This window comes from Microbacterium sp. RURRCA19A, assembly GCF_900156455.1.
GTDB lineage: Bacteria > Actinomycetota > Actinomycetes > Actinomycetales > Microbacteriaceae > Microbacterium.
The window spans coordinates 1,320,414-1,341,400 of record NZ_FTNQ01000001.1 but is presented as its reverse complement, the minus strand read 5'-3'; the positions used below and the strand labels follow the sequence as shown (position 1 = coordinate 1,341,400).

The 20,987-nt window shown below is 67.7% G+C and carries 20 protein-coding genes and 1 pseudogene; 12 read left to right on the top strand and 9 right to left on the bottom strand.

Translation table 11 applies throughout. The annotated features are described in order from the left end of the window. Window positions 1–49 precede the first annotated feature (49 nt). Window positions 50–1,114 (top strand): SseB family protein, encoded by a 1,065-nt coding sequence (locus BW982_RS06395; RefSeq protein ID WP_076491162.1) that lies wholly within the window; start codon window positions 50–52, stop codon window positions 1,112–1,114. Window positions 1,115–1,235: 121 nt separating this feature from the next. Here BW982_RS06395 and BW982_RS06390 read toward each other — a convergent pair whose 3' ends face one another. After that, window positions 1,236–1,862, bottom strand: coding sequence for a DUF1684 domain-containing protein (locus tag BW982_RS06390; protein WP_076491161.1), 627 nt, complete (start codon window positions 1,860–1,862; stop codon window positions 1,236–1,238). A gap of 216 nt (window positions 1,863–2,078) precedes the next feature. On the opposite strand from BW982_RS06390, the gene ligD reads away from it, so the two are divergent. Then, entirely contained in the window at window positions 2,079–3,104 is a 1,026-nt protein-coding gene (gene ligD / locus BW982_RS06385) for a non-homologous end-joining DNA ligase (RefSeq protein WP_076491160.1), read from the top strand. A 111-nt stretch (window positions 3,105–3,215) separates the two neighbouring features. Here ligD and BW982_RS06380 read toward each other — a convergent pair whose 3' ends face one another. From BW982_RS06380 to BW982_RS06360, 5 genes are all read right to left on the bottom strand, one after another. Further along, window positions 3,216–4,259, bottom strand: a complete 1,044-nt coding sequence (locus BW982_RS06380) for an ATP-dependent DNA ligase (protein WP_175611043.1) — start codon at window positions 4,257–4,259, stop codon at window positions 3,216–3,218. Window positions 4,260–4,263: 4 nt separating this feature from the next. Further along, a complete protein-coding gene (locus BW982_RS06375; RefSeq protein ID WP_076491159.1) occupies window positions 4,264–5,442 on the bottom strand; it encodes an AI-2E family transporter in 1,179 nt (392 codons plus the stop codon). 90 nt (window positions 5,443–5,532) lie between these two features. Beyond that, a complete protein-coding gene (locus BW982_RS06370; RefSeq protein ID WP_076491158.1) occupies window positions 5,533–6,774 on the bottom strand; it encodes an acyl-CoA dehydrogenase family protein in 1,242 nt (413 codons plus the stop codon). Window positions 6,775–6,917: 143 nt separating this feature from the next. Then, complete coding sequence (locus BW982_RS06365; RefSeq protein WP_076491157.1) at window positions 6,918–7,586, bottom strand: TetR/AcrR family transcriptional regulator; 669 nt, start codon at window positions 7,584–7,586, stop codon at window positions 6,918–6,920. After that, complete coding sequence (locus BW982_RS06360; protein ID WP_254845529.1) at window positions 7,583–9,001, bottom strand: MFS transporter; 1,419 nt, start codon at window positions 8,999–9,001, stop codon at window positions 7,583–7,585. The genes BW982_RS06365 and BW982_RS06360 overlap by 4 nt, the downstream gene beginning before the upstream one ends. A gap of 370 nt (window positions 9,002–9,371) precedes the next feature. Here BW982_RS06360 and BW982_RS06355 point away from each other — a divergent pair, with 370 nt between their 5' ends. The 3 genes from BW982_RS06355 to BW982_RS06345 are packed head-to-tail and all read left to right on the top strand — an operon-like array spanning window position 9,372 to window position 13,459. Further along, window positions 9,372–10,463 carry a DNA cytosine methyltransferase gene (locus tag BW982_RS06355; protein WP_076491156.1) on the top strand — a complete coding sequence of 364 codons (1,092 nt, stop codon included), beginning with the start codon at window positions 9,372–9,374 and terminating at the stop codon, window positions 10,461–10,463. 5 nt (window positions 10,464–10,468) lie between these two features. Beyond that, window positions 10,469–12,130: a TIGR02391 family protein gene (locus BW982_RS06350; RefSeq protein WP_076491155.1), complete on the top strand. Its 1,662-nt coding sequence runs from the start codon at window positions 10,469–10,471 to the stop codon at window positions 12,128–12,130. Between the two features lie 57 nt (window positions 12,131–12,187). After that, window positions 12,188–13,459, top strand: coding sequence for a GTP pyrophosphokinase (locus BW982_RS06345; RefSeq protein WP_175611042.1), 1,272 nt, complete (start codon window positions 12,188–12,190; stop codon window positions 13,457–13,459). A 77-nt stretch (window positions 13,460–13,536) separates the two neighbouring features. Here BW982_RS06345 and BW982_RS06340 read toward each other — a convergent pair whose 3' ends face one another. Beyond that, complete coding sequence (locus BW982_RS06340; protein ID WP_083696529.1) at window positions 13,537–13,821, bottom strand: DUF1653 domain-containing protein; 285 nt, start codon at window positions 13,819–13,821, stop codon at window positions 13,537–13,539. Between the two features lie 116 nt (window positions 13,822–13,937). Here BW982_RS06340 and BW982_RS06335 point away from each other — a divergent pair. From BW982_RS06335 to BW982_RS06315, 3 genes and pseudogenes are all read left to right on the top strand, one after another. Beyond that, a pseudogene (locus tag BW982_RS06335) lies at window positions 13,938–14,684 on the top strand (molybdopterin-dependent oxidoreductase); the annotation flags it as partial. A gap of 993 nt (window positions 14,685–15,677) precedes the next feature. After that, window positions 15,678–16,304 carry a GyrI-like domain-containing protein gene (locus BW982_RS06320; RefSeq protein WP_076491153.1) on the top strand — a complete coding sequence of 209 codons (627 nt, stop codon included), beginning with the start codon at window positions 15,678–15,680 and terminating at the stop codon, window positions 16,302–16,304. Window positions 16,305–16,337: 33 nt separating this feature from the next. Next, window positions 16,338–17,231, top strand: coding sequence for an alpha/beta hydrolase (locus tag BW982_RS06315; RefSeq protein WP_139327329.1), 894 nt, complete (start codon window positions 16,338–16,340; stop codon window positions 17,229–17,231). 138 nt (window positions 17,232–17,369) lie between these two features. On the opposite strand, the gene BW982_RS18635 is transcribed toward BW982_RS06315, so the two are convergent. Beyond that, window positions 17,370–17,858 (bottom strand): alpha/beta fold hydrolase, encoded by a 489-nt coding sequence (locus BW982_RS18635; RefSeq protein ID WP_368483022.1) that lies wholly within the window; start codon window positions 17,856–17,858, stop codon window positions 17,370–17,372. A gap of 193 nt (window positions 17,859–18,051) precedes the next feature. On the opposite strand from BW982_RS18635, the gene BW982_RS06305 reads away from it, so the two are divergent. The 4 genes from BW982_RS06305 to BW982_RS06290 all read left to right on the top strand — a co-directional run bounded on the left by BW982_RS06305 (window position 18,052) and on the right by BW982_RS06290 (window position 19,688). Next, a complete protein-coding gene (locus BW982_RS06305) occupies window positions 18,052–18,420 on the top strand; it encodes a hypothetical protein (RefSeq protein WP_076491151.1) in 369 nt (122 codons plus the stop codon). Between the two features lie 66 nt (window positions 18,421–18,486). Further along, the gene (locus BW982_RS06300) at window positions 18,487–18,840 is read left to right on the top strand and encodes a cupin domain-containing protein (protein WP_217693663.1); all 354 of its coding nucleotides are present in this window, start codon (window positions 18,487–18,489) and stop codon (window positions 18,838–18,840) included. Between the two features lie 48 nt (window positions 18,841–18,888). Then, window positions 18,889–19,374, top strand: a complete 486-nt coding sequence (locus BW982_RS06295) for a nucleoside deaminase (RefSeq protein ID WP_076491149.1) — start codon at window positions 18,889–18,891, stop codon at window positions 19,372–19,374. Then, window positions 19,371–19,688 carry a putative quinol monooxygenase gene (locus BW982_RS06290; RefSeq protein ID WP_076491148.1) on the top strand — a complete coding sequence of 106 codons (318 nt, stop codon included), beginning with the start codon at window positions 19,371–19,373 and terminating at the stop codon, window positions 19,686–19,688. Before BW982_RS06295 ends, BW982_RS06290 begins: the two co-directional genes overlap by 4 nt. 24 nt (window positions 19,689–19,712) lie before the next feature. Here the strand turns inward: BW982_RS06290 and BW982_RS06285 are convergent, their stop codons facing one another. Then, entirely contained in the window at window positions 19,713–20,954 is a 1,242-nt protein-coding gene (locus BW982_RS06285) for an NAD(P)/FAD-dependent oxidoreductase (protein ID WP_139327328.1), read from the bottom strand. Window positions 20,955–20,987 lie beyond the last annotated feature (33 nt).

Below are 20,987 nucleotides of genomic sequence, written 5' to 3'. Positions count from 1 at the left end.
GCATCGGACGACACGCCGGGCGAGGCCCGCCCCCGGATAGGCTCGAACAATGGCTCTTTTCTCGCGCCGCAAGAAGTCCGATTCCGATGATGTGTCGGCCGACCGCCCCGACGGCGTGATCGAACCGGGCGAGCAGCCCGTCGACCCCGCGGATGCCCCTTCGGCGGAGGCTCCCGCAGCTCCGGTGCCGCAGGTGAGCATCTCGACGTCGTCGTTCCGCGGCGTCGGCGCCCCGACCGACGCGGCGCCCGTCACCGACTCGACGCCGCCGGTCGCCGCGCGACCCTCGGCCCGCCAGCCCGGCCCGATGGAGGCGCCCGAAGGGCTCGAGTCGATCCCCGGCCTGCGCGACAACGCGCTGCTGGCCGGTGCCCTCGCCGAGATCTCCGGCCAGCCCGAACCCGCTCAGCTCCTGAACATCGCGCGGCAGCTCCTGCAGGGACACGTGTTCCTGCGCGTCAAGGGTGACGCCCGCGCGCTCCTCGCCGAGGGCAAGGACCTTCCGCTGGCGATCGCGACGCGTGGCGACGAGCAGCTCGTGCTGGCCTACAGCAGCGGTCGTGCCCTGACCCAGAGCGTCGAGGCCGACGGCGACCGCGACACCTCGGCGATGGGTCAGCCCGTCATGGCGCTGATGCGCCACGTGCTGGGTGGACCGTACGCCGGCGTCGTCCTCGACCATTCGTCGGGCGACGCGCGGGCCGTCCTTCCCACGGCGCTCCTCGAGCGCATGGTGTCCGAGGCCGATCCCGAGCTGCGGATCAAGACCGCGCTCAGCGAGAAGCGCACCGAGTCGACGGCATCCACGATCGTCGATTCCGTCCTCGCGGGCGCGCCCCTGTGGATCGCGGTCGCTCAGCCCGAGGAGGGCGGACCCGTCGGTGTGGCCGAATCGCGCACAGCGACCGGCGAGCGGTTCCTCGAGGTCTTCTCGCACCCCCTCGAGCTCCTGGCGCTCGGCCGCGGGGATCAGGCCGTTCCGCTGCAGAAGGAGCAGTTGGCGAAGGCGCTCGCCGGTGATGACGGGCTCACCGGACTGCTGGTCGATCCCGCCGGGCCCTGGATCCGGCTGAACCGCCAGGACCTGGCCGGGGTGCTCGCCCTCGCGGAGTAGGTCTCAGGCCGAGTGCCGGGCTCCGGAGTCGTGAGCCCGGCGGCGCCACGCCGACCGGTTCTGTGTGCTGGGCGCCGGCGTTCTCCGGAGCCCGGCACACGACGGCGGGGCGGAAGCCGCCTCAGACCCCGTACAGCTCGCCGACCGGGACGGTCACCGGCAGCACGTTGCCGACCGGTGCCAGCGGGCACGCCCACGCCGGGTCGTACGCGCAGGACGGGTTGTAGGCGAAGTTGAAGTCGATCACGAGGGTGTCCGGCGCGGAGCCCGTGCCGAGATCGGCGCCCTTGATCGTGTCGAGGAGGTAGCGGCCCCCGCCGTACGTTCCGCCGGGGCGGCCTGCCGACGCGTCGCGCACGGGGACGAACAACCCACCGCCGTACGAGGTCAGCCGCCAGACGTCGAGCGACCCCGTGTCGGGCAATTCGACGCGGCCGATCCGCTCGAACCCGACGTCGCCGTCGGTACCGGTCGTCGCGACGAACGACGCCTCGTCGGCGTCGAGCAGCGTCACCTCGAAACGCCATGCCGCGTCGTACGGTGCGATCGGAAGCCCCTCGAACCCGGCGCGCTGCTCGGGCAACAGGGGAGTGGCCGGGTGCTCGGCGAACAGCGCATCGCGCTCGATGCGCCACAGCTCGTGGGCGTCCTCGGGGTCGTCCGCTTCGCGGATGGCCGCGTAGAGCGCGAAGACGCGGCGACGCCAGTCGGCGACGTCGAGGGCGGTGCGTGCGGCGCGTGAGGTCATGGGATCGAGCGTAGGCGGGCCCGGGATGCCGCGGGCCGGGCTGGACAGAGCATCGCTTCGCCCTCTGCCGGCCCCGAACCTCGTGCGTGAGTTGTCGCGGTGTGTCGCTTCGCCCCATCCGGCGCGACACATTCAGGCAACTCACGCAGCGCAGGGGGAACTCACGCGCGCGATACGGGGCAGACACGGCCCGCCCCGACCGTTAGCGTCGAGCACATGGCATCCCCTCGCGTCACGCTCACCGTGCCCGGTCCCGACGGCGATCGGGAGATCGGGGTGTCCAACCCCGACCGCGTGCTGTGGCCGGAACTCGGGATCACCAAGCGGGAGTTGGCCGAATACTTCGTCGCCGTCGCCGAGCCCTTCCTCGCCGCGAACGGCGACCGCCCCGTGTCGCTGGAGCGGTTCCCCGACGGCATCGGCGGTGAGAGCTTCTTCTCGAAGAACCCGCCGAAGGGTGCACCGTCGTTCGTCGAGGCCGTGACCGTGACGTACAACAGCGGACGGCGGCATCCACAGCTCGTCCTCACCGAGATCGCCACGGCGGTGTGGGCCGCGCAGATGAACACGATCGTGTTCCATCCGTGGGCGTCGCTCGCGAGCGATCCCGACCACCCCGTCGAGCTCCGCATCGATCTCGACCCCCAGCCCGGAACCGGGTTCGCCGAGGCGGTCGTCGCCGCGCACGAGCTGCGGACGGTGCTGCGGGAGGCGGGCCTCGAAGCGTGGGCGAAGACGAGCGGCAATCGGGGCTTGCACGTGTTCTGCCCGATCGAGCCGACGCACGAGTTCCTCGACGTCCGGCACGCGGTCATCGCCGCGGCGCGGGAGTTGGAGAGACGGATGCCGGATGCCGTGACCACCCACTGGTGGAAGGAAGAGCGCGGCGAGCGGATCTTCGTCGACTTCAACCAGGCCAACCGCGACCGGACGATGGCCGGCGCCTACTCACCGCGGGCGCTCCCGGCCGCAACGGTCTCGACGCCGGTGACCTGGGACGAGCTGGATGCCATGGACCCCGCGGCCTTCACGGTCCGCTCGGTGCCGGAGCGGCTGGCGTCCGTCGGCGATCCGTGGAAGGACTTCGGCGCCGCCCGCGGCCGCATCGACACGCTGCTCGACTGGTGGCAGCGCGACCTCGACGCCGGGCTCGGCGAGCTGCCGTTCCCGCCGGAGTTCCCCAAGATGCCGGGGGAGCCGCCGCGCGTGCAGCCGTCGCGCGCCAAGACGCCGATGGACTAGGCGGGGCCGCGGTGCGCCGAGAACAGGGGATCGTGCGAGAACAGGACGATCTCGGCCCGAATCGTCCTGTTCTCGGCGAACATCCTGTTCTGGGACAGCGAGCCCCGAAACTCAGTCCAGCACGTCGCCGAGGTCGTACGCGCCCACGGTCTCGAGCTGCTCGAACGTGCACGACGTCGCGTCGCGGTCGGGCCGCCACCGCTCGAACTGGACGGTGTGGCGGAACCGCATGCCCTCGAGCTGGTCGTACCGCACCTCGAGCACGCGTTCGGGCCGCAGCCGGACGAACGACACGTCTTTGGATGCCGAGAACCGCGAGCGATCGGTCTCGCCGACGACCGCTTCTCCGTCGGCATCCCGCTCGACGAGCGGCGCAAGTTCGTCGATGAGTTCGAGACGCCGCTTGTCGGTCCAGGCCGATACCCCGCCGACGCCGTGCAACCGCCCGGCCCCGTCGTACAGTCCGACGAGGAGCGACCCCACGCCCTGCCCCGACTTGTGGATGCGATAGCCCAGCGCGACGACGTCTGCGGTGCGGGCGTGCTTGATCTTGAACATCGTGCGCTTATTCGGCGCGTACGGCTGGGCGAGCGGCTTCGCGACGACGCCGTCGAGACCAGCGCCCTCGAACTCGGCCAGCCACCGGCGTGCGAGCTCGGGATCGTCTGTGGTGCGCGTGACGTGCACGGGGTGCGGCACCGCGCCGAGGAGGTCGACGAGCTGTGCGCGGCGCTCGGCGAACGGTGCGTCCTGCAGGTCGCTGTCGCCGCGTGCCAGCAGGTCGAACGCGATGAACATCGCCGGAGTCCCCTCGGACAGCAGCTTCACGCGCGAAGCGGCGGGGTGGATGCGCTGCGACAGCGCCTCCCAGTCGAGCCGCTGCGCCCCGGGCTCGCCCCGGGCGACGACGACCTCGCCGTCGAGGAGGCATGGTTCGGGGAGTAGCCGGGCGAACGACTCGACGAGTTCGGGGAAGTAGCGGGTCAGCGGCTTCGCGCCGCGGCTGCCGATCTCGACGTCTGTGCCGTCCCATGACACGAGCGCGCGGAACCCGTCCCACTTCGGTTCGTACGACAGCCCGCCCGCGACCTTGTCCGGCTCGGGCACCGTGGGAACGGCCTTCGCCAGCATCGGGGCGGGGATGTCGTACGGCACGGGATCAGCCTTCGCTCTCGTCCCCGGCCAGGGGTACCGGGTTGCGGCGCTTCTTGCGGCGCGCCCACTCCGCGGGCTGGTCGGGGCCGTTCCAGACCGTGACGATGCCCCAGGCGACCGCGGTGAGGGGCACCGCGAGCAGCGTGCCGAGGATGCCGCCGATCGCGGTTCCGCCGGCGAGGACGACCAGCACGACGAACGAGTGCAGCTTCATGGTGCGGCCCATCAGCACGGGCTGCAGGAAGTTCCCCTCGAGCTGGTTCACGAGCACGACGACGCCGACGACGATGAGCGCGACGACCCACCCGTTGGTCACGAGCGCGACGAGCGCGGCGAGGATGCCGGCGGTCACGGCCCCGACGATCGGGATGAACGCCAGCAGGAACACGAGCACGGCCAACGGCAGGGCGAGCGGCACCTGCAGGATCAGCAGACCGATGTAGATACCGATCGCGTCGACGGCGGCCACGGAGGCTGTGCCGCGCATGTACGACCCGAGCACGGTGACCGTCTTGTCGCCGATGCGACGCGCGCGGTCGTAGTCGCTGCCGCGGAAGGGGCGCAGGACGAACTCCCACATGCGCGGGCCGTCCTTCAGGAAGAAGAACAGGATGACGACCATCAGGACGAACCCGGTCACGAACGACGCGACCGCGCTGACACCGGCGAGGGCGCCGGTGCCGAACTGCGCGCTCGTGACGAAGTCGCCGACCGCCTTCACCGCCTGGTCGACCTGATCCTGCGAGATCGCGAAGGGCAGCGTGTGGTACCAGTCCTGTGCCTGCTGGAAACCGGCGGTGGCCTGCGAGCTGAGCTTGCTCCACTGGTCGATGACGGCGCTGACGACCAGCCACCCCAGGGCGCCGAGGACCACGACCACCGCGAGCAGTGTCAGCAGGGTGGCGAGCACCGCCGGGACGCCCTTGCGTCGCATCCACATGGTGACGGGCCCGAACGCCGACGCGAAGATGAGCGCGAGGATCAGCGGAATGATCACCAGCGTGAGCTGCTGGATGCCCCAGATGAGGCCGGCGACCAGGAGCACGACGACGATGATCTGCACCGCGCGGACGGCCAGCCGCCCGAATCCGTCGGCCCACAGGCTGCGCGGTGGCGCCTGCACCGCCTGGGCGACGGTGGTCGCGACGTCACGAGCGGCAGGATGGCGAGAGAACAGGCCCATGTTCAGAAGGTAGCGGGCGCCACCGACATGGCCCGTGCGGCTTGCGCGGTTCCCCGGCGCGGGTTAGGCGCCGGGGCGTGGCATCCGGGATCAGGCGAACGCGCTCATCCCGGTGATGTCGCGGCCGAGCAGCAGTGCCTGCACGCTCTCGGTGCCCTCGTACGTGTGGATCGCCTCGATATCGGCCATGTGCTGCATGACGCCGTTCTCGAGGAGGATGCCGTTGCCGCCGAGCAGGTCGCGCGCGATCGCCGCGACCCGGCGCGCCGCGCGGGTGTTGTGGTACTTCGCCAGCGAGGCCTGCGTGGGACGGAGTCCGCCGGAGGTCTCGAGGTCGGCCAGCCGGCGGCAGAACAGCTGCATCGCGGTGAGCTCGTCGAGCATCTGCGCGAGGCGTTCCTGCACCATCTGGAACTTCGCGAGGGGCTTGCCGAACTGCATGCGCTCGGTGGCATATGTCCGCGCGGCTTCGTAGCACGCGGTCGCGTGGCCGAGCGCGGACCATGCCACGCCCGAGCGCGTGGCGTACAACACGGCCGACGCGTCCTTGAAGGTGTGGGTGCCCGGGAGCACGGCATCCGCGGGGAGTCGCACGTCGTCGAGCGCGATGTGGGCCTGGTGGATGCCACGGAGCGACACCTTGCCCGTGATCACGGTGCCCGTGTAACCCGGGGTGTCCTGCTCGACGAGGAAGCAGCGGACCTTGTCGTGGTCGTCGTCGCCCTCGGCATCCACGCGGGCCCAGACGAACGTGATGCCTCCGGAAGCGCCGTTGCCGATCCACTTCTTCGTCCCGCTGAGCGACCAGCCGTCGTCGGTGCGCGTCGCCGTGGTCTCGAGCGAGACGGAGTCGGAGCCGTGGTCGGGTTCGGTGAGCGCGAAGGCGCCGAGCACCGTTCCGTTGGCGAGCGGCTGCAGCCAGCGCTCCTGCTGTTCCGGGGAGCCGAACATCGCCAGCGTCCGCAGCGCCAGACCGCCCTGCACGGCGAGGGCGGTGGCGAGCGATCCGTCGCCGCGCGACACCTCCATGTTCACCAGGCCGGCCGCGAGGGGCGAGGACGCGGGGAGGTCGGGGTGCTCGATGCCGTCCGTGAAGAGCTCGAGCTCGCCCATCCGTCGGAGCAGCTCGATCGGGTAGGTCGCGGCATCCCATTCGGCCTGCATGCGGGTGCCGACCTGGTCGACGAAGGTCTTGGCGCGGTCCCACGCGGCGCGGTCGGCGTCGGGGATGTCGGCGAACACCGCGTAGTAGTCGGTGTCGCGGCGACCGAGGAGGTCGTACGAGGCGATGCGCTCGCCGGGGAGCGTGCGGGGCTGGGCGTCGGTGCTCATGTACTCAGTATCGCCCATCGTGGTACTGGGTGTCATGTGGTGCGTCGGTGAGGTTCTGCAGGTCGAGTGTCCAAGACACGCCGCATCGCGCCGGTGCGCAACGGCGTGTCTTGGACACTCGACCGGGATGGGTGCCCGCGGCGCTAGTGCGGCAGGCTCGCGCGGAGGCGCCGGGTGACCTCGGCGGCGGGCATCCGGCGCGGGAAGGCCGCGACGATGAGGTCGTCGCCCGCGGCATCGGAGCCGTCGGGGTGCACCCCGTACCGGCGGAGAACGTCGTCGAGCGCACGGCGGAGAGTGGATGCCGGCACCCGCGCGCCCCGCATGAGCCGACGCAGCACATGGTTGTGCACGGCGGTGACGAGAGCTGCGAAGCCGACGGCATCCAGGGGGTCGAGCCCGGGGAGCGCTTCGCGGAGATACTCGTCGAAGAGGCGCTCGTACCGGAACACCGTCACGATCTCGCGGTCGCGCAGCACCGCGACCTCGCGCACGATCGCGTAGCGGCGGCGGGCGAGTTCGGGGTCGGCGGCGAAGTGCCGGAACACACGCATCGACGCGTCGCACACCGCGGCCCACGGGTCGGCGTGGGGCTGGGAGAGGAACGTGCGCGTCTCGTCGAGGAGCACCTCGTGGTCGGCGAACACGACGTCTTCCTTGCCCCCGAACTGCCGGAAGAACGTCGACCGCGACACCCCGGCGGCCTGCGCGATCTGCTCGACCGACGTCTGGTCGTAGCCGCGCTCGGCGAAGAGCGCGATCGCAGCGGCGACCACGGCGGTGCGGCCGGGAGGGGCGGGGGCGTCGGTCATGGGGGGAAGCCTACGGCCGTGGCGGGGTGCGGGGTGGGCGCACAGTGCCGTGTGTGCGGTGTGCGCCGCGTGCGGTTGCGTGTCGCGTGCGGCGTGTGCCGGGCTCCGGAGGCTTCCCGCGGGTTTCGGTCTGGACGGTGCCCCAGTCCGGGGCACAGCCGCGTAGGTCCGGAGCGCGGAACACCTCGCCGGTTGTGTCTGACTGCTGTCGGCCGCGGCGCGAGCGAAACTCCTGAGGATTCGGCGGCCGGCTGCCGGAAGAAGGCTGGCGGGACAGGTTTCGCTCCGAAACTCAGGAGTTCGGCCCGCGTCGTGCTGCTGCACGGGTGTCTGGATAGGTCGAGTGGCTGCGAGATGAAGGCGTCGACAAGGTGTCGGATGACACTCAGGATGCCGAGCCCCATCGCCGTGAAGGCGCCGATCGTGATGTGAGTCCCGCCGAAGCGGTCGGCGAGCTTGCCGCCGTAGGGGCGGGCGAGCGACCCGACGAGGGCGCCGAGGAACGCGAGGGTCACCGTGGCCGTGCCGATCGTGAAGCCCGTGAAGTCGGGGGAGGTATCGGCGAGCAGCTTCGGGAAGACACCCGCGAAGCCGATGAACGAGCCGAACGTCCCGATATAGAGGACCGACAGGATCCACAGGTGCGGCTCTTTCAGAGCGGCGAGGGATGCCGCGATGTCGGCCTTCGCCGCCGAGAGGTTGTCCATGCGGAAGTACGCGCCGATCATCGCGACGAGGATCAGCGGAACCCAGATGAGGCCCGCGAGCGGCAGGTTCAGGGTCGCGGCGGCTCCGACCGTGATGACGATCGGGACGACGAACTGCGCGACCGAGGCGCCGAGGTTACCGCCGGCGGCGTTGAGTCCGAGCGCGTAGCCCTTCTGCGCCGCGGGGTAGAAGAACGTGATGTTCGACATCGAGCTGGCGAAGTTGCCGCCGCCGAAGCCGGCCAGGGCGGCGATCAGGAGGAGCACGCCGAAGGGCGTTGCCGGGTTGCTGACGGCGATGGCCAGCCCGATCGTCGGGATGAGGAGGAGACTGGCCGACACGATCGTCCAGTTACGGCCGCCGAAGCGCGGAACCATGAACGTGTAGGGGATCCGCAGGGTCGCCCCGACCAGGCTCGGCATCGAGATGAGCCAGAAGATCTCACCCGTCGACAGCTGGAAGCCCGCCGCGGGCAGCGACACCACCACGACCGACCACAGCTGCCACACGACGAACCCGAGGAACTCGGCGAAGATCGACCACCGCAGGTTGCGGCCGGCGATGGCCTTGCCCACGGCGTTCCACTGCGTGTCGTTCTCGGGGTTCCAGTTGTCGATCCAGCGGCCGGGGCGGTGTCTAAGCTCTTCGGCTTGGGTTGCGGCCGGGGGCGGCGTGGCGGTTTCGGGGCGCGGGTCGGTGACGGTCACTGGGATCCTCCGGTCAGCGATGGGGGAGGTGCAGCGCCCCGCATCGGCGAGGCGTGCCGCCAGCGTAGGAAGGAGGCGTTACCCAGGACCGCGCCCGGTGGGGCGGCGGGGTAACGATGTGCTCACTCTGGCTGGCTCATCCGGGAGAGTCCGCCGTCACAGAACTGTTGCGGCGTCGTTACAGGGGCGAAATGCAGCCGCTTTGGCGTGCTGAAACGGCAGCGTCTCCGTTTGCTTGGAACCCTCGCCTTTGGGACACAGCAGGCATTGCCGAACGGGTCGGCAGGTTTAATGCTGCTTCGTCACAAATGCTGCGGTTCCGGCGGGCCGCAGCACCTTCCAGGCGGAAACTCCCCACTACGATCAGGACATGCAGCCGTCGCCCATTCGTGTACTCGACCTGTTCGCTGGTGCTGGAGGGCTCTCAGCGGGCCTACACGAGGCATCATCGCGTTTTCGCCCGGTCGCGGCGGTCGAAATGGACACCTCTGCTGCGGCCTCCTACGCCGCCACGTTCGGGCCGGGCATCGTGTACGCGGGCTCCATTCAATCGTGGCTTCGCGAGAGTTCCATCCCCTCTGGCGTGGATCTCGTCATCGGTGGGCCTCCGTGTCAGGGTTTCTCAACTCTCGGCAAGCGTGACCTCGAAGATGAGCGAAACGATCTTTGGCGTCACTACGCCCACGCGTTGATCAAGGCGCAACCGATGTATTTTGTTGTCGAGAACGTGGCCGCCTTCTCAAAGTCGACGCAATACGAACAATTCGTTGAAGCCACCTCGAAAGGCGAGTTTCTGGCGGACTACGCCTTCGAACATCGCGTATTGAACGCGGCTGACTACGGGGCCCCGCAGGCAAGAAAGCGATCCGTGCTTATTGGGCACCACCGAGATGTTCCGGCCCCGGTGTTCCCCCTTGCTACGCATTCTGCTCGACCCGAAACTGGGCTTCCTGCGCACGTTACAGTTGGCGAGGCGCTAAAAAATGTGCCACTCCGGCCGGACCGTAACCCCGGAGACGCAGGGTTTGTTCAGGTCGCAGGCAGAGACGTGCCGGGCGCTTTCGCGCCGCGCGACACTCACTGGGCGAGATCGTACAGTGAACTCTCGTTGAAGCGATTTGAAGCAATACCGCCGGGCGGCGGCCGACGCGACCTCCCCGAGTCGCTGTTGGCTCCGTGCTGGGTCAAACACAAGACGGGGTCGTTCGATGTCATGGGTCGGCTACGCGAGGACCGCCCCGCAGTCACGATCCGCACTGAGTTCTTTAAACCGGAGAAGGGTCGTTACCTACACCCGAGCGAGAACCGGGCTATCACGCACTATGAGGCTTCGTTGCTTCAAGGGTTCCCCCAGCGGCATCGATTCGTGGGGTCCAAGGTGGCCGTGGCGCGTCAAATCGGGAATGCGGTGCCGATTCCGCTTGGGGCTGCCATAGGACGAATGCTGTCCGAAAGGATTTGAACGCCATGCCCGAAGACGCGCTGGTTCTGACATTTGATCCGCAGACGGTCGACCACCTAGGCGCCCGAATGTACTCGCATCTACCTAACGCCATCGCCGAGTTGATAGCTAACGCCTACGACGCGGACGCCCGCCGTGTCACCGTCTTGGTTGGTCATGTCGATTCGATAAGCGTGTCTGACGATGGGCACGGGATGTCCCGCTCTGACGTGGCGGACAAGTACTTGCGCATTGGTAGAAACCGGCGAAAGGCATTGAATTCGGAACTAACTGAAAGCGGAACGCGACGCGTGTCGGGGAAGAAAGGGCTGGGAAAGCTCGCACTGTTCGGCATTGGCAAGAATGTAGAACTGGTCACGTCAAGGGCGGGGTCGACGCGAGGGGTGAAAGTTACACTCTCCTATGACGCAATGATGGAAGCGGACGGCGAGTATCTGCCGAGCGAGCAGGCGCTCGTCTCTGAGGCTGAGGCGCACGGGACGACGGTCGTGCTGTCCGCATTGAAGCGGCGAACTCCAATCGATCCGGCTGGGCTGGCAGCGAGTCTCTCTCGACTTTTCGACTACTCCGATGCAGGCTTCCAAATCGTTGTGCAAGCGGCGAACGGTGAGGAGTTTGGGGTTAACTCAGACTTGCGACTCGCAACAGTAGAGCAGGAGTTTTCCTGGGAATTCCCGAGAGACTTCGGGATGCAGGACGAGTTTCTGCGCTCGCAAGGCGTCCGTGGCAAGATTGTGTCTGCAAAGAAACCCCTTCGCAATACGATGCGGGGCATCACATTGTATGCCAATGGGCGACTCGTGAACGAGCCGGAGTTCTTTGGTGCATCCGAGTCAAGCTACGCGTTCTCTTATCTGACTGGCATCCTTGAAGTTGACTTCATCGATCACGTCGACAATGACGTCATAGCTACCGACCGGCGCGCAGTTGACTGGGAGGCTGACGTGACTGCGATGCTACGGCAGTCACTCCAGCGACTTTTGACTCGCATCTCGCAGGAATGGCGAAGCAAAAGGTCGGACGCCAGAAGAATTGATCGCGAAGCCAAGATCGGTATGCCTACTCAGGATTGGATTGACTCCATTAAGCAGCCGACGGAGCGGGAGTCCGTGAGAGATCTCGTCGCGGGAATCACGTCCGACGAGCTCGATCTAACGGTGGAGCAACAAGGCAAGCTTATTGAGGGGATCAATCGCATCGCGCCACCGAATGCCGAGTACGTTTGGCGTCACTTGCACGCCGAGATCCAGGAGTCGACCAAGGAAGCGTATGCAAGAGGGGACTTCTTTCAAGCGGTTCAGGAAGCAATAAAGCGATACGTCAACCTCGCCAGAGCGAAGGCGGGCATCTCAGTCGACGAGGCGTACAACGTCGTGGTCTCGGCTTTTGGTTCAGACAAGGGCAAACTCAGCGTGTTCGCAAAGTACGCAGCATTGAAGAAGTTTGGTGCTTCGTCTAGTAAGAACATAGAAGAGGGTCAAAAGCACTTGTCGATGGGCGTAATCGCCGGTTTCCGAAACCCTCTTGCCCATGAAGAGATTCAGGCGCTCCAGGAGTCGGGCGCGTTCACCTATCAGGATTGCTTAGACGCACTGAGTATTGTTTCGCATCTTGTGCGCCGCTTAACGGAGTCGGAGTTGCGTGTTGATCACGAGGTCGGCCACTAGGGTGCGCGCCGGGCTCTGGATTTGCTTGTCCTTCCAATGTCCGTCTTGGAGGCGCAGATGGGCGTAATCGACGAATTTCTTGACGAGTACGATAGGGAGTTCGACTATTGGGAAGCGGCAGGTTCGCTGGCGCGGACGCTGCTTGAAGCGGAGTTATCCAGCTCGGGCTTGCGTGCCATTGTGACGAGCCGCGCCAAGTCGTTGAGTCGATTGAGGGCGAAGATTGAATCCCGAAACAGGGAGAACATCTACGTCTCGACGGACGCGATCCGTGCCGACATTGTGGACTTAGCCGGGGTGCGAGTTGCTCTCTATTTTCCGGGTCAGATGGCGGAGGTCGAGCGAGCAGTCCGGGCGCTCTTCGCTGTAGATTCGGAGAAGTCTTTCCCTGACCCGCTTGCCCCGCCGGACCCCCGGTCCCCAAGGTTCTCCGGGTATGGGGCTAAGCACTTTCGTGTCCGTGTGCCTGAGGCGCGGCTCAGCGAGGGGGCTGAGCGGTATGCGTCTGCATTGATAGAAGTGCAAGTTGCTTCTGTTCTGATGCATGCATGGTCGGAAGTAGAACATGACCTGGTCTACAAACCTTATGGCGGCGACTTGTCGGGCCCGGAGTACGCCCTCCTAGATCAGTTGAACGGACTGGTCCTCTCGGGGGAGATTGCGCTAGAACAACTGCAAAGGGCCACCGACGCTAGGCTAGCAAGCTCAGCGACACCATTCCAGGATCATTACGAGCTCGCTGAGTTCCTTCGTGCCCGCCTCGCGCCTCTCGCGGGCGAATTTACTGACGCTGCTCTTGGTAGAGTAGATATACTCTTTGGGTTTCTGTTGGAAGAGAATCTCGCGACTATTGCCTCCGTAGAACCCTATCTTGATTCTATGGAGGAAGACTTTCAGCAACGCCCTGTCGCTGAGCAACTCGCAGATCTGATGCTGACTGGGGACCGAGATCGATATGATGCTTATCTGCGTGCATCGAAGTCGACCCGTCAGCCTTCTTCGTCGCGGCGCCGGTCGCGAGAAGACGATCATCAGTCTTCCGGCTCAGTCGAAACGTTGGGTGAGTTTGTGGCCGCGTGGGCCGCATTGGAGTCGCGGTTACGCAGTCTCGCCCGTCATGACGGCCCGCGAATATTGTCGCTGCCCTCCATCATCCGGGAGCTTGCCGAGCACGACGTGCTTCCCGAGTCGCAGGTCTCTGAACTCCACCGTTTGCGTCGTCTCCGGAACGACGTATTCCACGGCGCTGCGCAGGATCTACCCGATGAAGAGTTGCGTCATGCCACGAATTCTGTGCGCGAGGTTATTGCAAATCTACCAGCGCCGTAGGCTGGAGGAACGAAGGTGGACGTAGCCTCGGGGGAACGGGCGAGGATAAAGCGCGGCGGAGTGTCGGGGCGCTGGCTTCAATGCGTGTTGGTGGTCGAAGTCGGGCTCTCGCATAGGTCCTGGCAATGTACAGATTCGTTTCGCGAAGGTCGTCCGACAACCCGCCGAAACCGCGGCCCGACGTACCCGTCCCGCTCCACGTCACCCAGGAACATCTCCACCGGCCGCACCCAGTACGAATAGTCGTCGTAGAGCTTGCGGTACGAGACGAGGACCTCCTCGGTCTCCGAGTGCCGCGCGATGCCGAACACTTCGTACCGCTGGCCCTTGAAGTGCTCGTAGATGCCGGGTTCGATGTCCACCCGCCGAGTCTGCCACCCGGGCGAACCCGGGCACTGTCTCCTCCCGATGTCGAGCCACTCGATGCCCGCGCCCCGCCCGTCTTACGGTCGCCCGCGGGCCAGGGAGGGAAACGATGATGGTCGACCGCATCGAGCACATCTGGGGTACGCGCACGCGGTTCGCGCGAGGGGAGCGGTGGCCGGTCCGCGTCGATACGGCGTTAGCCGACGGCCTCACCGAGGACGACATCGACCGCTGGGTGCAGTCCGCGTGTGTGCTGTGCAGCAACGGATGCGCCACCGACACCGCGGTCAAGAGCGGCCGGATGGTCGGCGTCCGCGGCCGCCCGATGGACATCGTCAACCACGGGCGCCTCGGACCTAAAAGGCTGTTCGGAAGCTGGCAGGGGATGGACAACCCCGACCGGCTGACCCGCCCGCTGATCCGTGAGAACGGCGAGCTGGTCGAACCGGACTGGGACACCGCGATGTCCCGCATCGTCGAGCGCAGCCAGCACCTTCTCCACGAGAAGGGCCCGCTCACGCACGGGTTCTACTCCTCGGGCCAGCTGTTCCTCGAGGAGTACTACGCCCTCGGGATCATCGGCGAAGCCGGCCTCGGAACCCCGCACAGGGACGGCAACACCCGGCTGTGCACGGCGACGGCCGCGGCATCCATGAAGGAGAACTTCGGCTCGGACGGGCAGCCTGGCAGCTACTCCGACATCGACGAGTGCGATGCGATCTTCCTCTTCGGCCACAACATGGCCGAGACGCAGACCGTGTTGTGGACGCGGGTGCTCGACCGGCTCGCTGGCCCGAACCCGCCGCGCGTGGTGTGCGTCGACCCGCGACGGACCGAGGTGGCGCGACAGGCGGAGGTGCGGTGGCGGGCCCGAAGCTGGTGGAACGAAACGTATACAGATAAAGTTATCTGTATACGTTTTGTCTCAACAGGAAGAAGCGATGGACGTCGTCACGCCGAAGTCCGCAGTGCGGGGGGAGACGAGTCGTTCGAGTTTCTATCGCACCGCGAAGAACGGTGGGTGGGAGCGAATCGCCCGCGGGTTGTATCTCCCGGCCGACTTCTCCGCGGCGGATTGGGATCAGCTCGAGGCCTCGGATCGGCGCCCAAAGTCGACGATGTGTCTGGTCTCCGCGCTCGCCTAATACGGCCTCACCGATACGATCCCGCAGGCGCTGGACGTTCCCATCCCTCGTGGCACCCGCACCCCGGCCTCGGAGGGCGCCATCGATTGGCATCAGTTCGATGCGGAGACGTTCGATCTGGAGCGAGAGGACATCGTCATCCCCGGCAGCGCTCGGAAGATCGGGATCTACACGCCGGAACGAACGATCGTCGACTGCTTTCGGCTTCGGGCCCGCACCGGCTACGAGATTCCTCGCGACGCCCTGAAGGAATGGCTGCGCCGCGGAGGGAAGCCCGCGAAGCTGATGAAGATCGCGCGAGCGCTCCCGCGGAGCACGAAACCTGTCCTCGACGCGTTAGAGATCCTGGCGTGAGTGGCGACGAAGTATTCCGCGCGATCCAGCGGCGCGCCCGTGCGGATGCCGAGGGCGAACGCATCCAGCACTAGTCGGTCGACGTCGGCGTCGGCCACCGCGTGCAGGGCCGCGCTGGCGGCATCCGGGTCGTCGAATCCGGGGCCGAGGAGCACGGCATCCGCGGACCCGAGGGCCGAACGCAGGCCCTCGTCGAGGCGTGAAGACCCGGGTGCTCGGCAAGCTGGGGCTCGCGAGCCGTCAGCAGGCGACGATCCACGCGCGCGAGCGCGGCTGGATCTAGCCGTCCGTCACCTGCGCCGCGCGAGGTGACTCCGCTTCTGGGAGGCTGGCGAAGCGAGCGGAGGAGCACCATGGCGGCCAAGATCGACTTCAAGAAGTCCCTCGACGGTTATCAGGCCAAGGTCGGCCGGTTCAGGGTCATCGAGATCCCTGAGACGCGATACCTGATGATCGACGGGCACGGCGACCCCAACACCTCGCCGGCCTACACGCAGGCGCTGCAGGCGCTTTACCCCGTCGCGTACAAGCTCAAGTTCGCGAGCAGACGCGACCTCGGACGCGACTACGTGGTGCCTCCGTTGGAGGGCCTGTGGTGGGCGGACGACATGGATGCCTTCACCACGGCGAGGGACAAGTCGCGGTGGGAGTGGACGATGATGCTCCTGGTTCCGGACTGGATCGACGACACGATGTTCGCGGTGGCCGTCGACGTCGTCAAAGCCACCGGGTCGGCGAGTCGGGTCGAGGATGTCCGAATCGAGACCCTCGCCGAGGGGCGGTGCGTGCAGACACTGCACGTCGGTTCCTTCGACGACGAAGCGGCCGTGCTGGACGAGATGCACCAGGAGTTCATCCCCGGCCAGGGACTCAGCCTGAGCGGGAAGCACCACGAGATCTATCTGAGCGACGCCCGCCGAACCACTCCCGAAAAGCTCCGCACCATCCTCCGCCAACCCGTCCGCGGACGCTCGGAGTAGGCGACGCGAAGAGCCGCTCGCTACCGTGGTGACGTGGATCATGCGGCGCAGACCCTCTCCGATACGCCACCGCCGATCGGTCGACTCGTCGACGTAGACGGCCGTCGTCTATGGGTGGACACCCGGGAGGGGCCGGGCCCGTGCGCGGTCTTCCTCCCCGGCTCGGGCGAGATGGGTCTCGACCTGTGGCAGAGCTACGAGAGCGTGACTCGCTCTCGGGCCGGCGTCATCTATGACCGGGCGGGCACCGGCTGGAGTTCTCCCGTCGCGCTCCCGCGGACGGCGGCCGCCGTCGCGGAGGAGCTCGATTCGCTGCTGCGGGCGCTGGGCGTGCCGGGGGCCGTCATCCTGGTGGGGCATTCCCTCGGCGGCGCATACGCGCAGCGGTTCGCCCAGCTGTTCCCCGACCGCGTCGCGGGCATGGTCCTGCTCGACCCCGTCCACGGCGCGTGGAACGAGGCGATGCCGGAGCGGCTCCGCATCGAAGCCAACGCCTCGACGGCCGTCGTCGTCACCGATGAGCATCGCGCTGCCGGTCGCCGATGGCGGGACTCGGTCACCACCGACCTGCCGCCCGAAGTTCGTGAGCTCGTGCGCGCTCGCCACGCCGCCGACGGACTGCGGACCGGGCCGCGAGAAGGGGCGAACTTCACCGAGATCCTCGACGAGCTCGGGTGCGGACCCTTCGCCGCCCCGACGATCGTTCTCCGGGCGGGCGCGATCGATCCGCTCCAGGCGCAGTTCAGCAGCAGCGACGAGCTCCGTGAACAGGGTGCGGCCCTGCGCCGGATGTACGACGCGGCTCTGCCCGCGGGGTCGCTCTGCCGCGAACTGCCGACGGCGACGCACTCCGACATCGCCCTGCTGTTCGCGGAAGACGTCGCCGCCGCGGTGAACGACCTCGAAGCGGTACTGCGCACGCGGTGACGCGGGCAGGACGGCGTCGGACGCGGCTCAGGCTCACGGCATCCGGATGCCGTCACCCTTCTCTCGCAAGGTGCCCCTGCGCACGGGCGGGAACGGATCGCTCGTGGCCACGGTCGTGTCCTCCGCGTCGCGCTCGGCTCAGCCGATCTCGGCGATCGCGTCGGTGATGACCTGGGCGACCTCGGCGGGGTGCGACTGCATCACGAGGTGCGGCGCGTCGATCTCGACGATCGAACGCAAGCCCGCCCGCGTGTAGCCGAAGCGCTCGACGTCGGGGTTGATGGTGTGGTCTGCGCTGGACACGATGCCCCAGGCCGGCTTGGTCTTCCAAGCGGGCGCTGCGACACCGCGAGGACCTCCCTCGTCTCGAGGGGCACGCCGTGGGCGAAGACGTCGGGGAACGCGGCGATCTCCACCGACACGTCGGTGCCGTCCTCCCCTCCGTCGACGGGGAACGGCGTGTAGACGAGGTGCTGGGCCAGGTCGGAGTCGGGGAAGCCGCCCTGCAGCTCGCCGAGGCTCTCGCCCTCTGCCAGCGCGTAGCCCGAGACGTAGACGAGGCCCACGACGTTGTCCGCGACGCCGGCCACGGTGATGACGGCGCCGCCGTACGAGTGCCCCTCTCACGGACGGCGGAGGTGCCGCGCAGCGTCAGGATAGGAACGAAGGTCACACCGGGCCAGACACGGATGTCGAGACCCGTTGCGACCCCCGTCGAGTGGCGGAGCGCCACGGGCCCGAGCCCGGTGTGTGTCGCCTCATAGCGTTCCCAAAGTCGTCGCCAACCCTGCGTTTGTGTCGCGCCGCCACACTCGGCGGCATGACCGATCACTCCTTCATCCCGGCGACGCCGCCGGCGGATTCCTCGCCTTCGCCCGCACGGCGCCGCCCCACGTTCACTCGACGGCTGGTCGCCGGCATCAGTGCGGGCGCCCTCGCCCTCGGCCTGCTCGTCGGCGGAGGGGCCGGTTTCGCGATCGGCAACGCCTCGGCCGCCAACGCGAGCACTTCGAACACCGGACCCGGCTTCGGCAACGGCACGCGGCCCGAGATGGGCACGCCTCCCGATGGCGGGACGCCTCCGGACGGCGGGTACGGCACCCCTCCGCAGCGCGGCGATGGCAGTTCCGAGGGGTCGACGGGCGGAACGACCGACGAGTCGGGCAGCGGCACGGGGTCGGCGAGCTGATCACGGGTGCGGGCGTCGCGAGAACACCCCGCGGAGCGAGGGTCCGTTCCGCGCCATGATCGAGGCGTGAACGAAACACCTGTCCACCGCACGACCCTGGCCACCCTGATGCTCGACGGGGCGCCGAGCTTCGCCTCCGTCGAGGTGCGGCGCATCGCGATCGCCCCGGGCATCCACCCGGGTGCGCACTGGCACAACGGTCCCGTGTTCGGGGTGATCGAGACCGGGTCGGTGTTCTTCCAGGTCGGCGGCGGCGAGGAGTCGATCCTCCGCGCGGGCGACACGTTCTACGAACCGGGCAACCGGACGATCTCGCGCTTCGACGCGACCGATGAGGGCGTGACGTTCCTCGCGTGGTTCCCGCTTCCTGCCGGCGTCGAGGCAGAGCTGACCATGGGGGACGCGCCCGTGGGGCGATGACGTGACCGGGAAACCTCGCTGCAATCCCTCGTCCCTAGGATCGTGGCCATGACCTCCGACACCCTCGACCCGACCGAGACCGCGCACCTCCGCCGTGCGATCCAGGTGTCGATCGACGCGCGCGCCCACGGCAACCACCCGTTCGGCGCCATCCTCGTCACCGCGGACGGCCGCGTACTCGAGGCCGAGAACACCGTCATCACGGATCGCGACGTGACCAGCCACGCCGAGACCAACCTGGTGCGTCTGGCCTGGAAGGAACTGGATGCCACCGAGCTGGCGGCATCCACTCTCTATACGTCGTGCGAACCCTGTGCGATGTGCGCGGGGGCGATGTTCTGGGCGGGCATCGGGCGCATGGTCTACGCCCTGTCGGGGCGGGGGCTCATCGCGCTCGCCGAGTCGGAGGACGGTGGCCGCGAGCTCGACCTGCCGTCGCGGGAGGTGTTCGCGCGCGGCGTGCCGGTGGTCGCGGTATCGGGCCCGCACCTCGAGGGCGAGGCCGCCGAGCCGCACCGGGGGTTCTGGCGATGATCGTCCGCGTCTCGGAGGCGCATGTGCGCGACGGTCTCGCCGACGAGTTCCTGATGCTCCTGCGTGAACTCGTCGCGTCGTTCCCCGAGCAGTACGACGGATTGCTCCGCCACGACGTGCTCGTCGACCTGGCCGACCCGAGCCGCGTGCAATACGTCAGCGAGTGGGCGGATGACGCCGCCCTGGTCGCCTACGCCGGAACGGACTGGCGCACGCAGCCCGTGACGTTCCCGGACGAGGAGAGGTTCCTGCGGCGCCCGCTCGAGCTACGGCACTTCGCGTCCACGCCGGTCGGAGGCGCCGCAGCCCACTGATGCACCTCGGCGGAGTCCGCGAGCTCACACCTCGCTGAGATAACGGTGCACGAGGGTGACGGCCATCGCGCCCTCGCCGACGGCCGACGCGACCCGCTTGATGGAATTCGAACGCACGTCGCCGGCCGCGAAGATCCCGGGGACGGACGTCTCGAGGAAGAACGGGTCCCGTTCCAGGGGCCAGGTCGTCCGCTGTTCCGGGGTGAGGTCGGGTCCGGTCGCGACGAATCCCCGGGCGTCGAGATGGACGCCGGTGTGCGCCGCCCACCGGGTGTTCGGGTCCCCGCCGATGCAGACGAACAGGTGTTCGGCATCCCGCGTCGTCCGGATTCCGTCGTGGTCGAGCACGATCCGCCGCAGCCGTGTGTCGCCGTCCAGCCCGACGACGCGCGTGTCGGTCAGCACGCGGATGTTCGGTTGCGCGAGCACCCGGGTCGAGAGGTAGCTCGACATCGTCGACGACAGCGAGGGGCCGCGCACGATCAGAGTGACCCGCTGCGCGTACGCGGCGAGGTTCATCGCGGCTTGGCCGGCGGAGTTCGCCCCTCCCACGACGTACACGTCCTCATCGGTGCAGGCCGGGGCCTCGCTCGTCCCGGCCCCGTAGTAGACGCCGGCGCCGAAGAAGTCCGTCTCGCGTTCCAGCCCCAGACGTCGCCATCGGATGCCGGTGGCGCACACGGCTGCGCCCGCCGTCAGCCGCGAACCGTCGGCGAGGACGGCCCGCACGTCGTGGTCGCGGAACGTGCGGTCGACGCCCTCGCGCAGGAGGATGAACTCCGCGCCGAAACGGACGGCCTGCTGGCGCGCATGGTCGGCGAGCTCGGCGCCCGAGATGCCGTGCGGGAAGCCGAGGTAGTTCTCGATCAGGCTGCTGGACCCGGCCTGGCCGCCGACCGCGTCCCGCTCGATCACGGCGACCGAGAGCCCTTCGGACGCCGCATACACCGCCGCCGACAGCCCGGCCGGCCCGGCACCGAAGATCAGGAGGTCGTACGTGCGCCGACGCGGCGGCATCACCCACCCGAGCCGCATCGCGACCTCGGTCGGCGTGGGATCCTCCAGCACCACCTCGTCGTCGACGATCAGGACCGGCAGCCGTCGATCCGCCAGAGGGATGCCATCGACCGCACCCGCGAACCCGGGCGGCACCGTCGAGAAGGCGAACGGGATGGCGCTGCGCGTCAGGTAGTCGCGGAGGGTGAAGCCGTCGCGGCTCTCGACCACGTCGACGAGATGCAGGCGGGGCACGATTCTGTCGCTCATGAGGGCTGCCGTTCCTTGTTCACGGGGCGATGC